This is a genomic window from Ruegeria sp. CH2, from assembly GCF_056537065.1.
Window position 1 is genome coordinate 201772 of record NZ_JBQFQV010000002.1, and the last position, 21929, is coordinate 223700.

Annotated in this window: 21 protein-coding genes and 1 riboswitch; of the genes, 17 read left to right on the forward strand and 4 right to left on the reverse strand. The window is 59.4% G+C overall.

Translation table 11 applies throughout. The features are described from left to right. The first annotated feature begins 22 nt into the window (after positions 1 to 22). The 13 genes from dnaK to radC all read left to right on the forward strand — a co-directional run bounded on the left by dnaK (position 23) and on the right by radC (position 11691). Positions 23 to 1930, forward strand: a complete 1908-nt coding sequence (dnaK, locus tag ACR0M9_RS05595) for a molecular chaperone DnaK (RefSeq protein WP_480773055.1) — start codon at positions 23 to 25, stop codon at positions 1928 to 1930. Between the two features lie 74 nt (positions 1931 to 2004). Beyond that, entirely contained in the window at positions 2005 to 3150 is a 1146-nt protein-coding gene (dnaJ, locus tag ACR0M9_RS05600) for a molecular chaperone DnaJ (protein ID WP_209506917.1), read from the forward strand. A 241-nt stretch (positions 3151 to 3391) separates the two neighbouring features. Beyond that, a riboswitch (TPP riboswitch) is annotated at positions 3392 to 3497 on the forward strand. 44 nt (positions 3498 to 3541) lie between these two features. Then, on the forward strand, positions 3542 to 4345 hold the full coding sequence (gene thiD / locus ACR0M9_RS05605; protein ID WP_480773056.1) for a bifunctional hydroxymethylpyrimidine kinase/phosphomethylpyrimidine kinase: 804 nt from the start codon (positions 3542 to 3544) through the stop codon (positions 4343 to 4345). Beyond that, positions 4342 to 5319, forward strand: coding sequence for a glycine oxidase ThiO (gene thiO / locus ACR0M9_RS05610; RefSeq protein ID WP_480773057.1), 978 nt, complete (start codon positions 4342 to 4344; stop codon positions 5317 to 5319). The genes thiD and thiO overlap by 4 nt, the downstream gene beginning before the upstream one ends. After that, positions 5303 to 5497 (forward strand): sulfur carrier protein ThiS, encoded by a 195-nt coding sequence (thiS, locus tag ACR0M9_RS05615; protein WP_480506885.1) that lies wholly within the window; start codon positions 5303 to 5305, stop codon positions 5495 to 5497. Before thiO ends, thiS begins: the two co-directional genes overlap by 17 nt. Positions 5498 to 5499: 2 nt before the next feature. Further along, positions 5500 to 6264: a thiazole synthase gene (locus ACR0M9_RS05620; protein ID WP_480474355.1), complete on the forward strand. Its 765-nt coding sequence runs from the start codon at positions 5500 to 5502 to the stop codon at positions 6262 to 6264. After that, positions 6261 to 6857: a thiamine phosphate synthase gene (locus ACR0M9_RS05625; RefSeq protein WP_480773058.1), complete on the forward strand. Its 597-nt coding sequence runs from the start codon at positions 6261 to 6263 to the stop codon at positions 6855 to 6857. Before ACR0M9_RS05620 ends, ACR0M9_RS05625 begins: the two co-directional genes overlap by 4 nt. Then, positions 6854 to 7819, forward strand: a complete 966-nt coding sequence (locus ACR0M9_RS05630) for a HesA/MoeB/ThiF family protein (protein WP_480773059.1) — start codon at positions 6854 to 6856, stop codon at positions 7817 to 7819. Before ACR0M9_RS05625 ends, ACR0M9_RS05630 begins: the two co-directional genes overlap by 4 nt. 18 nt (positions 7820 to 7837) lie before the next feature. Then, positions 7838 to 8773, forward strand: coding sequence for an ABC transporter substrate-binding protein (locus tag ACR0M9_RS05635; protein WP_480773060.1), 936 nt, complete (start codon positions 7838 to 7840; stop codon positions 8771 to 8773). Next, positions 8770 to 9444: a thiaminase II gene (gene tenA / locus ACR0M9_RS05640; RefSeq protein WP_480506889.1), complete on the forward strand. Its 675-nt coding sequence runs from the start codon at positions 8770 to 8772 to the stop codon at positions 9442 to 9444. Before ACR0M9_RS05635 ends, tenA begins: the two co-directional genes overlap by 4 nt. Further along, complete coding sequence (locus ACR0M9_RS05645) at positions 9441 to 10169, forward strand: ABC transporter ATP-binding protein (protein ID WP_480538348.1); 729 nt, start codon at positions 9441 to 9443, stop codon at positions 10167 to 10169. Before tenA ends, ACR0M9_RS05645 begins: the two co-directional genes overlap by 4 nt. Then, on the forward strand, positions 10166 to 10900 hold the full coding sequence (locus ACR0M9_RS05650; RefSeq protein WP_480773061.1) for an ABC transporter permease: 735 nt from the start codon (positions 10166 to 10168) through the stop codon (positions 10898 to 10900). Before ACR0M9_RS05645 ends, ACR0M9_RS05650 begins: the two co-directional genes overlap by 4 nt. A 35-nt stretch (positions 10901 to 10935) precedes the next feature. Beyond that, positions 10936 to 11691, forward strand: coding sequence for a RadC family protein (radC, locus tag ACR0M9_RS05655; protein ID WP_480773062.1), 756 nt, complete (start codon positions 10936 to 10938; stop codon positions 11689 to 11691). Between the two features lie 3 nt (positions 11692 to 11694). Here radC and ACR0M9_RS05660 read toward each other — a convergent pair whose 3' ends face one another. From ACR0M9_RS05660 to secA, 3 genes are all read right to left on the reverse strand, one after another. After that, a complete protein-coding gene (locus ACR0M9_RS05660) occupies positions 11695 to 13251 on the reverse strand; it encodes a phosphate ABC transporter substrate-binding/OmpA family protein (RefSeq protein ID WP_480773063.1) in 1557 nt (518 codons plus the stop codon). A gap of 24 nt (positions 13252 to 13275) precedes the next feature. Further along, a complete protein-coding gene (locus ACR0M9_RS05665; protein WP_480773064.1) occupies positions 13276 to 14193 on the reverse strand; it encodes a hypothetical protein in 918 nt (305 codons plus the stop codon). A gap of 100 nt (positions 14194 to 14293) precedes the next feature. After that, entirely contained in the window at positions 14294 to 17011 is a 2718-nt protein-coding gene (gene secA / locus ACR0M9_RS05670; protein ID WP_480773065.1) for a preprotein translocase subunit SecA, read from the reverse strand. A gap of 177 nt (positions 17012 to 17188) precedes the next feature. Between secA and ACR0M9_RS05675 the strand changes: the two genes are divergently transcribed. From ACR0M9_RS05675 to ACR0M9_RS05690, 4 genes are all read left to right on the forward strand, one after another. Next, complete coding sequence (locus ACR0M9_RS05675; RefSeq protein ID WP_480773066.1) at positions 17189 to 18037, forward strand: peptidylprolyl isomerase; 849 nt, start codon at positions 17189 to 17191, stop codon at positions 18035 to 18037. A 5-nt stretch (positions 18038 to 18042) separates the two neighbouring features. Continuing rightward, positions 18043 to 19269, forward strand: a complete 1227-nt coding sequence (argJ, locus tag ACR0M9_RS05680; RefSeq protein WP_480538336.1) for a bifunctional glutamate N-acetyltransferase/amino-acid acetyltransferase ArgJ — start codon at positions 18043 to 18045, stop codon at positions 19267 to 19269. Next, entirely contained in the window at positions 19266 to 19664 is a 399-nt protein-coding gene (mutT, locus tag ACR0M9_RS05685; protein ID WP_267363933.1) for an 8-oxo-dGTP diphosphatase MutT, read from the forward strand. Before argJ ends, mutT begins: the two co-directional genes overlap by 4 nt. Positions 19665 to 19774: 110 nt before the next feature. Beyond that, positions 19775 to 20365 carry a hypothetical protein gene (locus tag ACR0M9_RS05690; protein WP_480773067.1) on the forward strand — a complete coding sequence of 197 codons (591 nt, stop codon included), beginning with the start codon at positions 19775 to 19777 and terminating at the stop codon, positions 20363 to 20365. A 248-nt stretch (positions 20366 to 20613) separates the two neighbouring features. Here ACR0M9_RS05690 and ACR0M9_RS05695 read toward each other — a convergent pair whose 3' ends face one another. Then, the gene (locus tag ACR0M9_RS05695) at positions 20614 to 21867 is read right to left on the reverse strand and encodes a class I SAM-dependent methyltransferase (protein ID WP_480546051.1); all 1254 of its coding nucleotides are present in this window, start codon (positions 21865 to 21867) and stop codon (positions 20614 to 20616) included. Positions 21868 to 21929: the final 62 nt, after the last annotated feature.

Sequence of the window (21929 nt, forward strand, 5' to 3'; positions counted from 1 at the left end):
TGAAGAGAAAGGGATTGCAAAAATGGGAAAAGTAATCGGGATTGACCTCGGGACCACAAACTCGTGCGTGGCCATCATGGACGGTTCGCAGCCGAAGGTTATCGAAAACGCCGAAGGGGCGCGGACCACGCCCTCGATCGTCGCCTTCACTGAAGATGAGCGACTGGTCGGTCAGCCTGCAAAGCGTCAGGCGGTCACCAACCCCGACAACACGATCTTTGGCGTCAAGCGCCTGATCGGTCGTCGTGTGGATGATGCCGAAGTCGAAAAAGACAAGAAAATGGTGCCCTATACCATCGTTGATGGTGGCAATGGCGACGCATGGGTTCGGGCCCGCGGTGAAAAATACTCCCCAAGCCAGATTTCGGCCTTCACTCTGGGTAAGATGAAGGAAACCGCGGAAAGCTATCTGGGTGAGGAAGTCACGCAGGCGGTCATCACCGTTCCCGCATACTTCAACGACGCACAGCGTCAGGCCACCAAAGACGCCGGTAAAATCGCCGGTCTGGAAGTGCTGCGGATCATCAATGAACCGACAGCTGCCGCTCTGGCCTATGGTCTGGACAAGCAGGAAACCCAAACCATCGCAGTCTATGACCTTGGTGGCGGTACCTTCGACGTGACCATTCTGGAAATTGACGACGGCCTGTTCGAGGTCAAATCGACCAACGGCGACACCTTCCTGGGTGGTGAAGACTTTGACATGCGCATCGTCAACTACCTGGCGGATGAGTTCAAAAAGGAACACGGTGTCGATCTGTCTGCTGACAAGATGGCCTTGCAGCGTCTGAAAGAAGCCGCCGAAAAAGCCAAGATCGAACTCAGCTCGACCTCGCAGACCGAGATCAACCAGCCGTTCATCTCGATGGGTTCGAACGGTCAGCCGCTGCACATGGTCATGAAACTGACCCGTGCCAAGCTGGAATCCCTGGTCGGTGATCTGATCAAGAAGTCGATGAAGCCGTGCCAGGCTGCTCTGAAAGACGCAGGTCTGTCGGCTGCTGACGTGGACGAGGTTGTTCTGGTCGGTGGTATGACCCGGATGCCGAAAGTGATCGAAGAGGTCACGAAGTTCTTCGGCAAAGAGCCGCACAAGGGTGTGAACCCGGACGAAGTGGTTGCCATGGGTGCCGCCATTCAGGCCGGTGTTCTGCAGGGCGATGTCAAGGACGTGGTTCTGCTGGACGTGACCCCGCTGTCGCTGGGCATCGAGACGCTGGGTGGCGTGTTCACCCGCCTGATCGACCGCAACACCACGATCCCGACGAAAAAGTCTCAGGTCTTCTCGACCGCCGAGGACAACCAGAACGCCGTGACTATCCGCGTGTTCCAGGGCGAGCGTGAAATGGCTGCGGACAACAAGATCCTCGGTCAGTTCAACCTCGAAGACATCCCGCCCGCGCCGCGCGGCATGCCTCAGATCGAGGTGACTTTTGACATCGACGCCAACGGCATTGTCTCGGTTTCGGCCAAAGACAAAGGCACCGGCAAGGAACAGAAGATCACCATCCAGGCATCGGGCGGTCTGTCCGACGAAGACATCGAAAAGATGGTCAAGGACGCCGAAGAGAACGCGGAAGCCGACAAGGAACGCCGCGAGCTGGTCGATGCCAAGAACCAGGCGGAAAGCCTCATCCACTCGACCGAAAAGTCGATGGAAGAGCATTCCGACAAGGTCGACCCGACCACGATCGAAGCCATCGAACTGGCCATCGCCGCGCTCAAGGACGAGCTGGAAACTGACAACGCCGACAAGATCAAGTCTGGCATCCAGAACGTCACCGAAGCGGCGATGAAGTTGGGTGAGGCCATCTACAAGGCGCAGTCCGAAGAGGCCGAGGACGAGCCTGTCGCAGCAGATGCCGCACCCGGTGAAGACGATATCGTCGATGCCGAGTTCGAAGATCTGGACGACGACAAGCGTAACTAACGGGTAACCGGGCCAATGTAGGCCGGTCCGGATGCCGGGCCGGCCTATTTACGTTGAGGCAGAAGGAAATACTGATGTCAAAACGCGACTATTACGAAGTGCTCGGCGTGTCCAAGGGCGCTTCGGCGGATGAGATCAAGAAAGGCTTTCGCACGAAAGCCAAAGAGCTGCATCCGGACCGCAACAAGGACAACCCGGATGCCGAGGCGCAGTTCAAGGAAGCCAACGAGGCTTATGACGTGCTGCGCGATGCCGACAAAAAGGCGGCCTATGACCGCTTTGGCCATGCGGCGTTCGAAAACGGCATGGGCGGCGGTGGCCGGCCTGGTGGCGGCTTTGGGCAGGGCGATTTCTCCAGCGCGTTCTCGGATGTGTTCGACGACCTGTTCGGCGATTTCATGGGCGGGCAACGTGGTGGTGGCGGTCGACGCGCCGCGCGCGGCTCGGACCTGCGCTATAACCTGCGCGTATCGCTGGAAGAGGCGTTCTCGGGCCAGCAGAAAACCATCAATGTACCGACAGCCGTGGCATGTTCTTCCTGCGAAGGAACCGGTGCAGAAGGTGGGGTCGAGCCGACAACCTGCCCCACCTGTTCCGGCATGGGCAAGGTACGGGCGCAACAGGGCTTCTTTACGGTCGAACGAACCTGCCCCACCTGCTCGGGTCTGGGTCAGATCATCAAGAACCCCTGCAAATCCTGTAAAGGTGCAGGCCGCGTCGAAAAAGATCGCGCCTTGTCGGTCAACATCCCCGCTGGTGTCGAAACCGGTACCCGTATTCGTCTGGCAGGTGAAGGCGAGGCCGGAATGCGCGGTGGCCCTCCGGGCGATCTCTACATCTTTGTGGAAGTGTCTGATCACAAATTGTTCGAACGCGACAGCGTGAACCTCTATTGCCGCGTACCGGTCAGCATGGCCAAGGCTGCGCTGGGCGGATCGATCGAGGTTCCGACAATCGATGGCGGGCGTGGGCGGGTACAGATCCCGGCAGGCAGCCAGTCGGGCCGGCAAATGCGCCTGCGCGGCAAAGGCATGCCCGCACTGCGCGGCGGCAGTGTTGGCGACATGTTCATCGAACTGGCGGTTGAAACCCCGGTCAACCTGACCAGCCGCCAAAAAGAACTGCTGCGTGAATTTGATGATCTGGGCGAAGACAACCACCCGGAATCAAAAAGCTTTTTCTCATCCGTCAAATCCTTCTGGGACGGCATGAAAAGCTGACAACCAGGGTTACCCGGGGGCTCTGCCCCCGCCGCCCGCTTCGGGCGCCTCCCCCGGGATATTTCCGGCCAGATGAAGCAGGGATCCTTTATTCATCTGGCTCTAAATATCCCGGAGCGCGAGGCAGAGCCTCGCAAAATACTCCCTAAAGACATTCAATTGGCCTTATCAGATGACCAAAAGTGGCAATGCATTTGCCAAATTGGGTCTTGATTCCAACCGCTGACCCTGAAATTGTCCGCGACAACCGTTGGGGTGTCCTGTGAAAGGGCTGAGAGGCGCGACCGCGCTAACCCATCGAACCTGATCCGGGCAATTCCGGCGTAGGGAACGGTCTTATGAACACAGACGTTTTCCCTACCTCGTTGCCCAAAGAAGATGGAGCAACGACATGGCGGCAATTGCCCTGACCATTGCAGGGTCTGACAGCAGCGGAGGCGCTGGGATTCAGGCCGATCTGAAAGCGATGTCTGCGTTGGGTGTATTCGGCGCAAGCGTCATTACCGCTGTTACGGCGCAGAACACGCAAGCCGTCACTGCGGTGCATGGGGTTCCGCTGGATGTCATTGCTGCGCAAATCGACGCGGTGCTCAGCGATCTGGATGTGACGGCCATCAAGATCGGTATGCTTGCGACGCCAGAGATCATTCACACAGTGGCCCGAGGCCTGGAAGCGTTCAAAGGTCCCGTCGTTCTTGATCCTGTCATGATCGCAAAATCCGGAGATGCGTTGTTGGCGCAGGAAGCGGTCCGGACTCTGCGCGAAGTGATGGTGCCAGCAGCGACTGTGCTGACACCCAATCTGCCCGAAGCGGCATGTTTGCTGGATGCGAAACCGGCACAATCACCGGACGCGATGGCTGCACAAGGCAAGGCCCTGTGCGCTCTGGGCGCGGGTGCGGTTTTGATGAAGGGCGGGCATGGGTCGGGCGATGTCTGCCACGATCTGTTGGTCGACCCCTCAGGCGTCGTGGCCGCATTTCAGGCCCCGCGTCAGAACACGAAAAACACCCACGGAACCGGATGCACCCTGTCGTCTTCGATCGCCGCCGGTCTGGCCAGGGGCCTGCCGCTGAGGGATGCGATCGCGCAGGCGCATAATTATCTGCAAGGGGCCATCGCGCGGGCGGATGAGCTGAAGATTGGTGCCGGGCACGGTCCTGTGCACCATTTCCACCGGCTCTGGCCCGCATGACACTCTGGTCGGTCATAGGTGCGGGCGTAGCGGGTCTGGTCGTGGCCAGCGAGCTTGTGTCACGCGGCGCAAGGGTGCAGGTTTTTGATCCGGGCGGCCCGCCCGGCCCGCATGGGTGTTCCTGGTGGGCCGGGGGGATGCTGGCCCCCTGGTGTGAATACGAAAATGCCGAAGAACCGGTGCTGCGGCTGGGGCAGGAAGCCATCGAATGGTGGGCGCAGAGAACGCAGGTAAACAGACGTGGAACCCTTGTTGTTGCCAACGCGCGTGACCTGCCCGACCTGCGCCGGTTTGCGCGCCGAACCGAAGGGTACAGCGAGGTTGATCGGGCGAAAATATGCGAATTAGAGCCTGATCTGAGCAAGTTCGGTAAAGCTCTGTATTTTGAAAACGAAGCTCACCTTGATCCTCGTCAGGCGTTGCGCGATCTGCATCGTCACCTGCAAGGCGCAGGCGTGGAATTCCACCGAAAGCTGGCTCCGGTGCAACTGGACAACGCCATAGACTGCCGGGGCTTGCACGCGCGCGAATATCTGCACGACCTGCGCGGCGTGAAGGGTGAGATGCTGGTTCTTCGTTGCCCCGATGTGAACCTTTCGCGTCCGGTGCGGCTGTTGCACCCGCGGATGCCGCTTTACATCGTTCCGCGCGGGGATGGCGTCTACATGCTGGGCGCAACTATGATCGAATCCGAGGACAGCAGCCGCATCACCGCGCGTTCGATGCTGGAACTGCTCAGCGCGGCCTATGCCGTGAACCCGGCCTTTGGCGAGGCTGAGGTGCTGGAGATCGGCGTCGACCTGCGCCCCGCTTTCCCGGACAACCTGCCGCGTATCCGGCGATTGGGCCGGACAATTTATGCCAACGGGCTTTATCGCCATGGCTATCTGCTGGCCCCTGCACTGGCGCGGGGTGTCGCTGATCTGGCATTGGACAACACACATTCGGAGATGGTCGATGAAGATCGTGCTTAACGGCGAGACGCGCGATGTGCGCGCGGAAACCCTGTCGGATCTGTTGCTGGAATGCGGCTTCTCAGGCCGTGTGGCCACCGCCGTGAACGAAGATTTCGTGCCGTCAAGCCTGCGCGTTGGGCACAAACTGACCGATGGCGACCGGATCGAAGTTGTCGCGCCGATGCAGGGGGGCTGAGGATGCGAACGTTCTACGGCATCGAACTGCCGAACCCCTTGATGCTGGGCACCGCCCAATATCCCAGCCCCGCCATTCTGGAACAGGCCTTTCGCGAAAGCGGTGCGGCGGTTGCAACGGTATCGCTGCGGCGGGAATCCGGCGCGGGGCAGACATTCTGGCAGATGATCCGCGAGCTGGGTGTTCTGATCCTGCCAAATACGGCTGGCTGTCATACGGTGAAAGAGGCGGTGACCACAGCCCATATGGCGCGCGAAGTGTTTGATACCAAATGGATCAAGCTGGAACTGATTGGCCACACCGACAGTTTGCAGCCGGATGTGTTCCAGCTGGTCGAGGCCGCGCGCATCCTGACCGAAGACGGGTTTGAGGTGTTTCCCTACACCACCGATGATCTGATCGTGGGCGAACGCCTGCTCGAAGCGGGGTGCGAAGTGCTGATGCCGTGGGGGGCGCCTATCGGGTCCGGGCGCGGGCTGAACAACGAATACGCCCTGCGGTCGATGCGGGCCGAGTTCCCTGACACGCCGCTGGTGGTGGATGCCGGGATCGGCCTGCCCAGCCACGCGGCCCATGCGATGGAACTGGGTTATGATGCCGTTCTGCTGAACACCGCTGTGGCCCGTGCCGGTGACCCCGTTCTGATGGCCAAGGCGATGGCGCAGGCAATCCATGCCGGACAACTGGCCCATCAGGCAGACCCGATCGAGGCACGCGATATGGCCGAACCTTCGACCCCTGTTGTTGGAAAGGCCTTCCTGTCATGACGCTGGACCGTTTCTATCCGATCTTCGATCACTCGGACTGGCTGCGGCAGATGCTGCCCCTGGGTGTCAAACTGGTGCAGCTGCGTATCAAGGATCAGCCGGTTGAAGTGGTGCGCGATCAGATTGCCGCCTCGCGCGATCTGTGCCGCGACTATGGGGCGGTTCTGGTGATCAACGATTACTGGCAGCAGGCCATCGATCTGGGTTGTGACTGGGTTCATCTGGGGCAAGAAGATCTGGATGTTGCCGACCTGAAAGCCATCCGAAAAGCGGGTCTAAAGCTGGGTGTTTCCACTCATGACGATGATGAGCTTGAGCGGGTTCTGGCCATGGATCCCGATTACGTGGCGCTGGGCCCGGTCTATCCGACCATTTTGAAAAAGATGAAATGGCATCAGCAGGGCCTGCCCCGCGTGACCGAATGGAAGGCGCGGGTTGGCGACATTCCTCTGGTCGGCATTGGCGGCATGAGCGTCGAGCGCGCAGCAGGGGTGCTGGCTGCCGGGGCCGACATTGTCTCGGCCGTCACGGATATCACGCTGAACGCCGACCCCGAAGCGCGGGTGCGTGCTTGGATCGAGGTCACGAGATGAGCCGGTATGCACGCCAGACGCTGCTGCCCGAGGTTGGGGCTGAAGGACAGGCCCGCCTGATTGCGGCCCGTGTTCTGGTGGTCGGCGCAGGTGGTCTGGCCGCGCCGCTTCTGCCGCTATTGGCCGGGGCCGGGGTGGGGCATATCACAATTGTCGATGGTGACATCGTCGATCCGTCGAACCTGCATCGCCAGACATTGTTTTCAGAAGAAGATTGCGGGCTGTCAAAAGCCGAACGCGCCGCTGACCGATGCCGTGCGTTGAATGCCGAAATCGATGTGATCGCCAAGAAAATGGCTCTAACAGGGGAAAATGCGCCCAATCTGGTGTCGCAGGCGGATATTATCCTGGATTGTGCCGACAGCTATGCGATCAGTTATATGCTGTCGGATACCTGTCTGGCACAAGGCAAGCCGCTGATCAGCGCCTCGGTACTGGGGCTTTCAGGTTATGTGGGCGGCTTCTGCGGTGGCGCGCCTTCTCTGCGTGCCGTTTTCCCCGATGCGCCGGATAGCGGCGCAAGCTGCGCCACGGCGGGTGTTCTGGGCCCCGTTGTCGGTGTGATCGGGGCCATGCAGGCGCAGATGGCGCTGAACCTGATCCTGCGGCTTGACCCGTCCCCGCTTGGGCAGATGGTGCAATATGACGCGCGAACCCTGCGCAGTACCGGGTTTCGTTTTGATGACGCGCCGGAACCGGCAAGCTGTTTCCGCTTTCTCTCCGCCAGTCAGTTGAGGGAGACAGACCAGATTGTCGAACTGCGTGACCCGGACGAAGCGCCAGTTCCGGCCCACCCGAATGCGACGCGCATTTCACCCGAAGGAATAAAAAAAATAGACTCTAAAAAAGGGCAACGCCTTGCCCTTTGCTGTGCCACCGGGCTGCGCGCATGGCGCGCTGCCGAGAAAATCCAACCGATTTGGCCGGGCGAGATTGTCCTCGTCGCGGCCTCAGCCTCCTGAGAAAAGGAAACGTGAGATATGAAAAAGCTGATGACAGCCCTTGCCCTTCTGGCCGCCGCGCCGGCCTGGGCCGAAGACAAGATGACCGTCCTGCTGGACTGGTTCATCAACCCCGACCACGGGCCCATCATCGTGGCGCAGGAAAACGGCTATTTCGCCGAGCAGGGATTGCAGGTCGAAGTCGTTGCCCCCGCCGACCCATCCGCGCCGCCGCGTCTGGTGGCTGCCGGTCAGGCGGATCTGGCGGTATCCTATCAGCCGCAGCTGCATTTGCAGATCCACGAAGGGCTGCCGCTGAAACGGGTCGGCACGCTGGTCGCGACGCCCCTGAACTGCCTGCTGGTTCTGAAAGACGGCCCGATCAAATCGCCCGCTGACCTCAAGGGCAAGAAAATCGGCTTTTCCGTCGCCGGTGTGGAAGAGGCCATCCTCAGCACCGTGCTTGGCAAATACGAAGTCGCGCTGGATGATGTTGAAATGATCAACGTGAATTTCTCACTCTCGCCCTCACTGATGACCGGTCAGGTGGACGCGGTGATTGGCGCCTATCGCAACTTCGAACTGAACCAGATGGATATCGAAGGCCGCCCCGGCACCTGTTTCTATATCGAGGAAGAAGGCGTGCCGTCTTATGACGAACTGATCTATGTCGCCAACCCCGATACGATGGACAAAGACAAGATCGCCCGTTTCCTGGCCGCGACCGAAAAAGCGACTCAGTACATCGTCAACAACCCGGAAAAAAGCTGGGAGGTCTTCTCGACCACATCACCCGAGTTGCAGGACGAGCTGAACGCGCGGGCATGGGTCGACACGCTGCCGCGCTTTGCCCTGCGTCCCGCCGGGTTTGACGCTGGCCGATATGCCCGGTTCGAAGCATTCCTGAACGACAGCGGCATGATCGACACTGTCCTGCCCGTCAGCGACATTGCCATCGACGTCACCGCGCAATGAGCGATTATGGCAAAGCCTTTGCGCTGATGCGCGATGCGGCGCAGGGGCCGTGGCGGGACTACACCCGCCACGCTTTTGTCGAAGCCCTGAAAGACGGCACCCTGCCACGCCCGGCGTTCCTGCACTATCTGCGTCAGGATTACGTGTTCCTGATCCACTTCTCGCGCGCCTGGGCGCTGGCCGTGGTGAAATCGGAAACACATGCTGAAATGCTGGCGGCGTCGCGTACCGTGAACGGCCTGATCAGCGAAGAGATGAAGCTGCATATCGGTATTTGCGAAGCAGAAGGCATTTCGCAGTCCGATCTGTTTGCAACGCCTGAACGGCCCGAGAATCTAGCTTATACCCGCTTTGTTCTCGAGGCGGGCTATAGCGGTGATCTGCCGGATCTTCTGGCTGCACTTGCACCCTGCGTCATGGGATATGGTGAGATTGGCACCCGCCTGTCTGCAGAGGCAACATCCACATCCTATCGTGGCTGGATCGATACCTACGCGGACGAGGGCTATCAGAACGCCTGCACCGCCGTAGGCGAATTGCTGGATTCGGCTCTAACACGAAGGATTGGGGCGGATTTTCAATCGTCACCTCGCTGGGATCGTCTGTGCCGGACGTTCCGTACGGCGACGGAATTGGAGGTCAACTTCTGGCAGATGGGTCTGACCCCATGACCCCGGCGCCCGATCTGACCATCAGCGGTACAGCCACGATCGACGGCGCGACTTTGTTCGCGCCGCTGACCCTGACGCTTGACGCCGGGGCGTGGACCTGTCTGCTGGGTGGATCGGGTGTTGGAAAAACCACGGTCTTGCGGCTGATTGCGGGGCTGGAAACCGGGGCTGAATTCTCGGGCCGGATCACCGCCAGCGATGGCCAGCCGGTTTCGGACCGGGTTGCCTATATGGCGCAGGACGACCTGTTGCTGCCTTGGGCGAGTGTTGCGCAAAACGTCTCGTTGGGCGCGCGGCTGCGGGGCGAGAAAGTTGACGTTGACCGGCGTGACCGCCTGATCGAACGGATGCGGTTGCAGGACCATATGACCAAGAAACCGCCCGAGCTTTCGGGCGGGCAGCGTCAGCGCGTGGCACTGGCCCGCACCCTGATGGAAGACCGGCCGATTGTGTTGCTGGACGAACCCTTTTCCGCCCTTGATGCCCGAACCCGTGCCGATATGCAGGATCTGGCCGCCGAGGCGCTGAAAGGCCGCACCGTCCTTCTGGTGACCCACGATCCGGGCGAGGCCGCGCGTCTGGGGCAATCCATCGTCGTCATGACACAGCACGGGCTGACGCCGTGCGACCCGCCGGTTGCTCCGGCCCCGCGCAGCGTGGATGATCTGCAGACGCTGGAAACACAAGGCGCGCTTTTGCGGCTGCTGCGGGAGGGCGGGTTATGAAGTCCCTCTCTGTTCTGGCAGCAACCCTGTTTGCCCTTGCCATCTGGCAGGGGATCGTGACCCTGACAGGATTGCCAAAATTCATCCTGCCCGGCCCCGCGGTGGTTGCCGAAACCTGGTGGCAGAACCGCTGGCTGATTGCAGAACACACCTGGATCACAGCCATCGAGGTCATTATCGGCCTTGCCTGCGGCACGCTGCTGGGCGTTGTCACCGCATTGCAGCTTGCCAATTCCCGTGTCGCACGGGTTCTGGTGCAGCCAATGCTGGTGTTCACGCAGGCCTTGCCGGTCTTTGCACTGGCCCCGTTGCTGACCCTGTGGCTGGGCTATGGCCTGTTGTCAAAGGTCGCGATGGCGGTGCTGATCATCTATTTCCCGATCACGTCGTCCTTCTTTGACGGTTTGATGCGAACACCGCAGGGGTATCTGGACCTTGCGCGCACGATGCAGGCCAGCAAGCGCGCTGTTTTGTGGCATATCCGTGTCCCTGCGGCGTTGCCCTCTCTGGCCTCGGGGATGCGGCTTGCGGCGGTGTATGCGCCGATCGGTGCCGTGATCGGTGAATGGGTCGGTTCATCGCAAGGTCTGGGATATCTGATGCTGCTGGCCAATGGCCGCGCCAAGACGGACCTGATGTTTGCGGCGATGCTGACGCTGGGCGTGTTTTCGATCCTTCTGCACCTGATTGTCCGCCGCGCCACCGCGCGTATGGCAGGAGAGGCGCGTTAACCTTTCGGAAAGTGATTCTGCGACAGGGTAAACGCATGACACAGGACGCCTTTGCCGAAGCCCCCATGCTGTTTGATACGGACGAAGCGCCAGCGCAGCCGCTGCCGAATGGTCGGTTACCCTCCTACATCAAAGACCATCGCAAGCGGCTGCGCGAACGGTTCATGGCGGGCGGGTGGGCGGCGATCCCGGATTATGAGTTGCTGGAGCTGGTTTTGTTCCGGTCCATCCCCCGGCAGGATGTAAAACCATTGGCGCGCGCATTGATGAATGCCTTTGGCGATTTCAACCGCGTGTTGACAGCGCCCGAAGAACGGCTGCGCCAGATCAAGGGCGTTGGTGATACGGTCATCACCGATCTGAAAATCCTCGAAGCCTGCGCGCATCGGATGGCACGGGCGCGGGTGATGCAACGGCACGTGATATCCAGCTGGGACGCGCTGCTGGATTACTGCCATACAACAATGGCGCATCGCGAGACCGAGCAATTTCGCGTATTCTATCTGGATCGCAAGAACGTCCTGATCGCGGATGAGGAACAGGCCAAAGGTACTGTGGATCACGTGCCCGTCTATCCGCGCGAAGTGGCCAAACGGGCGCTGGAGCTGAATGCCTCGGCCTTGATCCTGGTGCACAACCATCCTTCGGGCGACCCAACGCCGTCACAGTCGGACATCGACATGACCAACCGCATACAGGATGCCTGTTCCGCCCTGGGGCTGACCCTGCATGACCACCTGATCATCGGCAAATCGACCGAGCTCAGCTTTCGCTCCGAAGGGTATCTCTAGCGGTTACTGCACCCAAATCTCGACCCGCCGGTTGACCTTGCGGCCCCATTCGGTGTCGTCGCAGGCCATGGGCATCGCCTCGCCAAACCCTTCGGCGGTAACCGCGATACTGTCAGGGATCGGGGCTTCAAGCGCGGCGATAACCGCGTTTCGCACGGTTTGCGCGCGCCTCAGGGCGATGCGGGCATTTGAAACGGCACCCCCGTCCCCATCGCTGAAGCCTGCAAACACAACCTTGCGTGCCTGCAACGTACCCGCGTCCAGCATTTGTGCCAGCTGCTGAATATTGGCGCGCGACTGCGCGTCCGGGCGGGACGATCCGGGTTCGAACCGAACCGACAGGGACAGGCGCGACAGGGGGCGCAGGGTCTTGATCATGCGTTGCAATTCCTCAAGCCCAACCTCAGTTCCACCAGTGACGACCGCATTGGCAAGCCGGTCCCCCTGCACGCCAACCGGCAGGGTTTCAGCCGATTGATCCACATATCCTGCGTCACGTATGGCCATCTGCGCCTCGGGGCTTTGGCTATAGGCCAGAAACTGCCGCGCAATCCGGGGCAGGCGTCGTTCCGGCAGATACAGGAACATGGGCATATTCAGCGGGTAATCTTCAGTCTTGATCGACTGGCGGGTCGCGGCCAGCGGATGCCCGCACCCGCCGGTCAACGGCAAAGCGCGGGTGCCATGGGCCGATGCCTTGCTGGCGACCCCGATGGAAAACGGATCCTTTGCCACGGCCGCGGTCAGGTCATGTATGCGATTGTGGCGGATCGCCGTATCGGTCAGGTCCACACCGGCGGTTTTCAGAATCTGATCCTCGACCGCCTGCGCCAGACCCGACCCGGCCTCTGGCACATGCAGTGCAATAGGGGCATCCGGCCCACCCAGCTGTGCCCAGTTGCTGATCTCTCCGGACAGAATACGAGCCATATCTGCCAGAGAAACCTGCCGCATCACGCTGTCGGGGGCCACGACCGGGACCATGGCATCCAGTGCAATGACCCGCGACCGACGGGCGCGCTTCAGATCACCCAACCCCGCAGCCTCGGCAGCCTCCCGCTCAGCCTCGCGCATCTCGCGCAGGGCCATCACGATATCCGCCCGGTCTGCGATCAGATCACTGAACCCGCGATCCGTGGTGCCCACGTCAAAGAAAAACCGTGCCAGCGGCGCCGCCCGACCTGCCTGATGCAGCTCGTAAACAAAGGTGTCCTCATCCACGCGGGCGGGAGTCGCGGTCAGGTCTTCCTGACGGGCAAAGCCGATGATCAGGGCGGGCAGCACCGTTTCCGCCATCACCGATGATCCGGAAAACTGCACTTCGGCGACGAAATCGATCAGGTTGGGGCAGGCGGGCCCCTCACAAGTGACGCCCGAGCCATCCACGGTCAACGTCCCGAATTGCGTATCGACGCGATAGAACTCACCGTCAAAGCTCAGCAGATTGCCGGTCACTTCGACCTTGCCATCATGCGAGGTCAGTGTGATGTCCTGCCCAAAAGCACCGGTCGCCACCGTCACGGAAAACAGCGCAGCCACCGCCACACGGAAAAATGTCATAAGAGGTTCAAGCCTGCCTGCGGATTACTTTGCCGCGATTGTCAGGTCTGAGAGCAGATTATTCAACACCAGAAACTCGCCCGCGCGCGAACAATCCGGCAGGGTCACTGACATGTCGCGCGACCGCAGGCGGCGGTCCGACAACAACTCCAGCGACTGCACGTTCAGCGTGTGGCCGCAATTTGCATCGGTCACTTCGGCCTCGACAGTCAGGTCAATCGTGCCGGATTGATCCGACGTACTGGCCGGGAAAGAATACACTTCGATATTCTGCGTCATACCGGAACCGGACTGACCCAGACGCATAACCTTACCGGCGCCTTCGGCAGATGCGTCATCCCAGACATGGCCATCCGCGCCATAGCTGGCACCAAATTCCAGCGCATGAATCTGCAACTCGGTATCACCCTGCCAATGCAAGACAACACGATCAAAACCGGCGATTTCAGGGACGTGAGTGGTGGCGACGGTGCCTGTTTCATCTTCGAAAGAAAACAGGAAGATCGCGTATTCCGAAAGGGCCGGGATCGCCATGTCCAGCGCGCCGCTGGCATCCGTCATCTGGCTAACGGTCAGGCCGCTATGGTGAATTTCTATCCGCTCATTCTTGTGGCACGGCGCTTTCAGCGACAGGTGCGCCAAGGCACCGGGCGCTGCTTTTGCGTGCGCGCTGATCCGGCAGTTCGATGTCTTGGGGGCAGTGGGTACAGCGCGGGGTGCCGGTGTCACATTGACCGGATCGGCATCTGACGCGGTGGCTGATGTCAGCACAATACTGTCTAGCCCCGACAGAATCGAAGACTGATCGGCAGCAGAGGCCACATCAATACCGTCCTGCGCGCGGTTCTGCTGCGCAGCTGGTCCGTTCTGCATCAGATAGCCTATGCCCAAGGCACAAGCGACCGTTCCGCACATGGTTACGTAGTTGCGAACTACAAACAAGACACCCTCCCCAGTTGAAGGAGCAGCTTGCACTCTCGCCACCAATCGCGGCCAATTTGTGGCCGCGAGACGGACTCATTGTGATTAAAGGGTGTTAACGTCAGGTCAATCTGCCGTGGCAGTGTTTGAACTTCTTGCCGGATCCGCAGGGGCACAGGTCGTTTCGCGACGGGTTACCCCAGGTCGACGGATCACTCTCGTCAAAACCCGGCAGGGCATCGCCTGACGCCGCCGCTTCGGCCTTGGCCTCGGCCTGGCTTGCGGCCTTGTCCACGGCCTGCTGGGCCTGCGCCTGTTGCGCCGCCATCTGCGCCAGCATTTCCCTCTGCTCTTCTTCGGTCAGTGGACGCACGCGCGACAATTGCTGTGTCACGGTTTCCCGCAAACCGTCCAGCATGGATTCGAACAGCTGGAAGCTTTCGTTCTTGTATTCGTTCAGCGGGTCGCGCTGGGCATAGCCGCGGAACCCCACGACCGAGCGCAGATGTTCCAGCGTAAGCAGATGCTCGCGCCATTTGCTGTCGATGGTCTGCAACAGCACCTGCTTTTCGATGTTGCGCATGTTTTCGGGACCAAAGGCAACCGCCTTCTGGGCCATCATCTCATCCGCGGCCTTGATCAGGCGCTCGCGCACCTGCTCGTCATCCACGCCTTCTTCGGCAGCCCAGTCCTGAACCGGTGCATCGATGGTCAGCTTGTCCTTGATCGCCGCATGCAGACCGTCGGTATCCCACTGATCCGCATAGGATTTCGGCGGCATGTATTCGTCAATCAGATCGTCGATCACCTGCTCGCGCATATCCGAGACGATCTCGGACAGGTCATTGGCCGACATGATCTCGCGGCGCTGGCTAAAGATCACCTTGCGCTGATCGTTCATCACGTCGTCGAATTTCAGAACGTTCTTGCGCATGTCGAAGTTGCGGCCCTCGACCTTGGACTGCGCGCGTTCCAGCGACTTGTTCACCCAGGGGTGAATGATCGCCTCGCCTTCTTTCATGCCCAACGTGGTCAGCACCTTGTCCAGCCGTTCCGAGCCAAAGATGCGCATCAGGTCGTCTTCAAGGCTCAGGTAGAATACGGTACGGCCCGGATCGCCCTGACGGCCCGAACGGCCGCGCAGCTGGTTGTCGATGCGGCGGCTTTCATGGCGTTCGGACGCCATCACATAAAGGCCCCCTGCGGCCAGAACCTTTTCTTTTTCTTCCGCGTGGCGCGCCTCTTCTGCGGCGCGCAGCTCCGACGGATCAGCCTCGGGGTTGTCCGCAATCGCTTGCAGCACCTTCATCTCGACATTGCCGCCCAGCTGAATGTCGGTGCCGCGACCGGCCATGTTGGTGGCGATGGTCACCGCGCCCAGACGGCCGGCATCAGCGACAATCTGCGCCTCCTGCTCGTGCTGGCGGGCGTTCAGAACGTTATGGGCGATGCCTTCCTTGGTCAGCATCTGGCTCAGCAGTTCCGATTTCTCGATCGAGGTCGTCCCCAGCAGAACCGGCTGACCCTTTTCCTGCGCCAATTTGGTCTCTTCGATCATCGCGCCATATTTTTCCATGGCGGTGCGATAGACCTGATCATCCTCGTCCACACGGGCAATCGGCTTGTTGGTCGGAACCTCAACCACGCCCAGGCCGTAAATCTCGGCAAATTCCTCGGCCTCGGTCAGGGCGGTCCCGGTCATGCCGCCCAGCTTGTCGTAAAGGCGGAAATAGTTCTGGAAGGTCACACTGGCCAGCGTCACGTTCTCAGGCTGAATCTGCACGTTTTCCTTGGCTTCGATGGCCTGATGCAGGCCCTCGGACAGGCGGCGGCCCGGCATCATGCGGCCCGTGAATTCGTCGATCAGAACGACATTGCCGTCGCGCACGATGTAATCCTTGTCGCGCTGGAACAGCTTGTGCGCGCGCAGACCCTGATTCACGTGATGCACCACGGTCGTGCTTTCCGGGTCATACAGCGAATGGCCTTCAGGAATCAGGCCGGCAGCCAACAGCTGCTGCTCCAGAAACTCGTTGCCCTCATCCGTGAAGGTCACGTTGCGGGCCTTTTCGTCCAACGTGTAGTGTTCGTCGGTCAGACTCGGGATCAGCGCATCGATGGCGGTATACAGGTCCGAGCGGTCCTGCGCTGGGCCCGAGATGATCAGCGGCGTCCGCGCCTCGTCGATCAGGATCGAATCGACCTCGTCCACAATCGCGAAATTGTGGTGCTTCTGGTAAACCTGTTCCAGATCGGCCTTCATATTGTCGCGCAGATAGTCAAAACCCAGCTCGTTGTTGGTGGCATAGGTGATGTCGCAGGAATAGGCGGCCAGTTTTTCCGCGTCAGGCTGGCCCGACCAGATCACGCCGGTGGTCATGCCCACGGCAGCAAACACCTTGCCCATCCATTCCGCGTCGCGCTTGGCCAGGTATTCGTTCACCGTGACCACATGCACGCCCTTGCCGGTCAGCGCGTTCAGATACGCCGGTAGGGTCGCGACCAGTGTCTTGCCCTCACCCGTCTTCATTTCCGAGATGTTACCCTGATGCAGGAAAACACCGCCCATCAGCTGCACGTCAAAGGCGCGCAGCCCCAGCGCGCGGCGGGCACCTTCGCGCACGTTGGCAAAGGCTTCGGGCAGCAGATCGTCAAGACTTTCGCCATCCAGCGCGCGTTTGCGCAGGTCTTCTGTCTTGTCGATCAGGCCCTGATCGGACATTTTCTCGAACTCGGGTTCCAGCGCGTTGATCTTCTCGATCAGGGGGCGGGTCGCCTTGATCTTGCGGTCGTTCGGTGTTCCGAACACCTTTTTGGCGAGCGTTCCGAGTCCCAGCATGTTCACTCCAGCGGATCTGTTCTTGTCTTGGTTTTTGACAGGCTTGCCCACCTTGCGCGCAACCCATAGATACGGGGGGTGAAAGGCGGCCCTGTCCAAGGCTTCAAAGCGATGTAAGCGGCAGGTTCCAGAGTGTCAACGCTGCGCCCTGCCGCGGCAAGGAAATAGGATGATTCAATGCCCAAAGGCCTCACTTTTCTGCCATCGCTGGCTCTGACCGCCATGATGGCCTTGCCGCTGGCCGCTGAAACCCAGCCGGATGCATCCACTGTGGTGGCGCGTGTGAACGGGGATGAGATCACTTTGGGTCACGTGATCGCTACCGTTGCCGCCCTGCCGCCGCAGTACCAGCAGGCCGAAGATGACGTATTGTTCGACTTCGTGCTGGAACAGCTGATCCAGCAGCAATTGCTGGGGCAACAGCAGGACGGGCTGAACAAACTGAACACGCTGCGGCTGAAAAATGAAGAACGCTCACTTCTGGCGGTTCAGACCGTCACAGCCCTGACCGATACGGTTGTCACAGACGAGGCCATTCAGGCAGCCTACGACGCGCAGTACAACAATTTCGCGGGTGAAGACGAATTCGATGCCAGCCACATTCTGGTCGAGACCGAAGAACAGGCCAACGACCTCAAGGCGCAGCTTGATGACGGCGCCGATTTCGCCGAACTCGCGCGCGCGCATTCTACCGGTCCGTCCGGCCCCAATGGCGGCGCGCTGGGCTGGTTCGGCAAGGGCCAGATGGTACCGGAATTCGAAACAGCCGTGGTCGCGCTTGAAAAAGGGCAGGTGTCCGACCCTGTTCAGACGCAGTTTGGCTGGCATGTGGTCAAGTTGAACGACAAGCGCAAAACCGAAGCGCCCGCGCTGGACGCCGTGCGCGAAGAACTTGCGCAAACCGTTCAGCAGGACGCCATTCAGGCGCGCATCGATGAACTGACACAGCAGGCCCAGATCGACCGCCCCGCTCTGGAAGGTGCCGGGCCCGAAGTTCTGCGCCAGCTGGACCTGATTCAGGAGTAATCCCCGTGGCCAAGATCACCAAGGTTTCGCCGCTGGCGCCAGCGTCCTTCCCTGATTTGCCTGCAATTGACGGTGTGCGGTTCGCCACCGTCGCGGCGGGCGTGCGATATCAGGGCCGCACGGATGTCATGCTGGCCGTGCTGGACCCGGGCACATCTGTGGCCGGGGTCTTTACCCGTTCAGCCACGCGTGCCGCCCCGGTTCTGGATTGTCAGGACAAGATCGGCGGGCCCAACGATGGCCCGGCGGCGATCCTGGTGAATTCGGGCAATGCCAATGCCTTTACCGGGCATTATGGTCAGACCTCGGTGGCCGAGGTGACGCAGGCCGTCTCGAAGGCGACAGGTGTTCCGGTCGAGCGGGTCTTTACCTCCTCAACCGGCGTGATTGGTGAACCGCTGGCTCATGACCGCATCATTGCCAAGCTTGAAACGCTGAAGGCGGGTCTTAGCCGTCACGCGATCGAAGACGCCGCACGCGCGATCATGACCACGGACACCTTCCCGAAAGGGGCCGTGGCGCAGGTCGAAATTGATGGCAAAACAGTCTCTATTGCGGGGATTTCTAAGGGTTCCGGCATGATTGCGCCCGATATGGCGACCATGCTGGTCTATATCTTTACCGACGCCCGGGTCGAACAATCGGCGTTGCAGGCGATGCTGGGTGCGCAGACAGACCGGACGTTCAACTGCATCACCGTGGACAGCGATACATCCACCTCGGACAGCCTGCTGCTGTGCGCCACCGGCGCTTCGGGTGTGGACGCCACCGGCAACGCGGCCTTCGCCGAGGCGCTGGAGGCTGTGATGCTGGATCTGGCCCAGCAAGTGGTGCGCGATGGCGAAGGTGCCACGAAATTCGTCGAGATCCGCGTGACAGGGGCCGCAACAGACGCTGACGCCAAGATCCATGGCCTTGCCATCGCCAACTCTCCGCTGGTCAAAACCGCCATCGCGGGCGAAGATCCGAACTGGGGCCGTATCGTCATGGCCATCGGTAAATCCGGTGCCGCGGCGGATCGCGACCTGCTGAGCATTTCGTTCGGCGACATCCTTGTGGCCGAAAAAGGCTGGGTCAGCCCCGATTACAGCGAAGACGCAGCCGCCGCTTATATGAAAGGTCAGGATCTGGTCATCGCCGTTGATCTGGGTCTGGGCGCGGGCAAATCCACCGTCTGGACCTGCGATCTGACCCACGGATATATCGAGATCAACGCGGATTACCGCTCGTGAAAACCGTGTTGGTCTCTGCGGTCGCCCTGATCGACATCGAGGGCCGGGTGCTGCTGGCCCAACGCCCCGAGGGTAAATCCATGGCCGGTCTTTGGGAATTTCCCGGCGGCAAGATCGAACCCGGCGAAACCCCCGAAGCCGCCCTGATCCGCGAATTGCACGAGGAACTGGGCATCGACACCTGGGCCTCGTGCCTCGCCCCCCTGACCTTTGCCAGCCACAGCTATGACGATTTCCACCTGCTGATGCCTCTGTTCGCCTGCCGCAAATGGCAGGGCATCCCACAGTCGAAAGAGGGGCAGGCGCTGAAATGGGTCCGCGCAAATGACCTGCGCAATTACCCCATGCCGGCCGCGGATGTGCCCCTGATCCCGATCCTGCGGGATTGGTTGTAGGGGCTCAAAAGGCGTCAGGCGCAAACGGCCCGAATTTCGGCTTGGCGGATTTATTTGCCGATTTGTGGTAGTGTTCGAGTGCTTTCTCAACGGTCAAGGAGTACCTCGTTATGATTGCAAGTCGAGTTGGAAAGCTTTGGGTGTCCAGGATTGTTTTGATTTTGGCCTTATTTGTTTTGGCGGTTCATAGTGCCGAAGCAGATGTTGCGAAGACTGCAGTATCGGTCATGATCGAAGAGCAGGCCCGAATTGATCGCTATGTCGAACTCGATTTTGCACGGCAAGATATTTTGTTTCACCAGACGAGCACGATCCTGGCCCTATACGGTGATTATAACTCCTACACCAAATCGGACGGCACTCAGGCCAATGGCTCTGACATGACGCGATTCAGAAATCGGGTCACTGAATACGTGCCCGCTGCCATTGTGGATTTCCGCCGAAAGTCCCAAAGAGACAAATCAATTTCAGGGGATGAGGCAAGCAAGGCGGAAGCCGCCGAAGCCCTGATGGAAGAGATGCTTTTGGCCGCAGGCGAAATCATTGAACTTTGCGACGCCAACAAGCCCTATGAGGCAAGCCTCGTTTACCGCGATAAGACAATGCCCTTGAACACGAAACTTTTGGGGTTGCTGTACACGTTGCGCTCAACATCTGTTGGTCGTTTTAAAAAAGCAGCATTAAAAGCTAAGTATCAATAGCCGCGCCAACCTGCCGAAGGTCGAAGTCTGTTTGCCGGTCCGGCATCCCTGCTGCACACGGGACCTGTTTGGTACGGTAAAGCCCAAGGCTACCGGATACCACTTATAGGTCAAAGCTAATCTGGATATCTGTATAATGTAAAAGATGATGCGGCTGCTAAATACAGACGGTCATCGGACGGCGCGGCATTCCCGCACCGTCACAAGAAACCAATAGCGCCAAACGCCAGACGCAAACCGCATTTCTGTCAATGAAGCGGTAGCTTGTCGTGGTTCGGGTTTTTGAACAGCAGCACGCCATCAATTTCGATCTGTGGCCGACCTTCGATCAACCTGTGAATCACGGGGCGGTCCATTTCGAGCGTCCATCCCTTTGTCAGGAAAAACTCCTGCAAAGCGCCTTCAAGATAGCGAGAGTGCGTTCCGATAAACACGCGCTTTACAAGATTTTCTATGCCGTCGAAGTTGCTCTGCACAAAGTCCAGCTCCGAGCCCTGAATATCGATGTGTAGCAGATCGACAGCTTCGCCATTAGACAGGGTTTCAAGCGTATAACAATTCAGCTCTGTATAGTCACCTTTGGCGCGGGATTCGGCCAGAACCTTTTCGTCCGGATAGAAAATCGGCTCTGCGCCCCAGTTTTCGTGCGCCTCTTCGTATTTTGGGAAAAGCGCGATGCCCTCTTTGCTGGCGGCCACCCCATTGACAAGGCGGTACTCACTTGGGTTGAAGCCGTTCAGTTGAAACGTGCGCTCGGCGTTTTCCAGATGAGAGCTGTCACCTTCGATACCGATCAGGTCGACGCTTAACCCTCTCTTTTTGGCGACGAAGCCCATATTATTTAGCCAGCATCCCCAACCGCAACCAAGTTCAATAATCCGGTAAGTACCTGAGGCCTCTTTCACAGACAGAAGTGTTGCCGCCCATTCTGCGATGTCTGCATGCCAATTACCCGGATCGGGAATAGGTTCTACCTTGCCTGCCAGGGGTTCCAGGATGCTGGACATCACGCGTGGTTCAATTCTGACGCCAAGAAAGTTGGTCACCACCCCGTCTGTTGCTTTCGGATTGGGTTCGGCGAACTCACGAATTAGATCCAAAGCTGGAAAATCGCAAACATAGTTGTAAAGAGGGTGCCCGGCACCTGCTTGGTATTCCTGATTTTGCGCTGGAGTATGAGTTTGCGCGCGAAAATGCCGCCTGAAAAATCGCCTGAGTCCCAACCTTCTGTCCTCAAATGAATTGTAAGTCGCCTCACTTTGAATAGATAGCTGGTAATGTCCAGCTATCCGTGGCGAAAAACGGAAGCTGTGGTTGTCGCAGGTTTGTGATTTCAGAGACAATTTTCGCGTCGTTCTGAGATTAATAGATGGCGCAGTTGCTCTCTCTTCTGGTTGTGCCTCTTCGCAATTTTCGTCCTGTTCGTCGAACCCGCATAACAACCTGTGCAGCGCATAACCGTTCAATAGCCCGACATGTTCATATTGTACAAAACGTAACATCACCCCTCTGCACCTGTTACAATTCGTAAGAATTGAGAAAACATCAGGAAAAAGTTGACGCT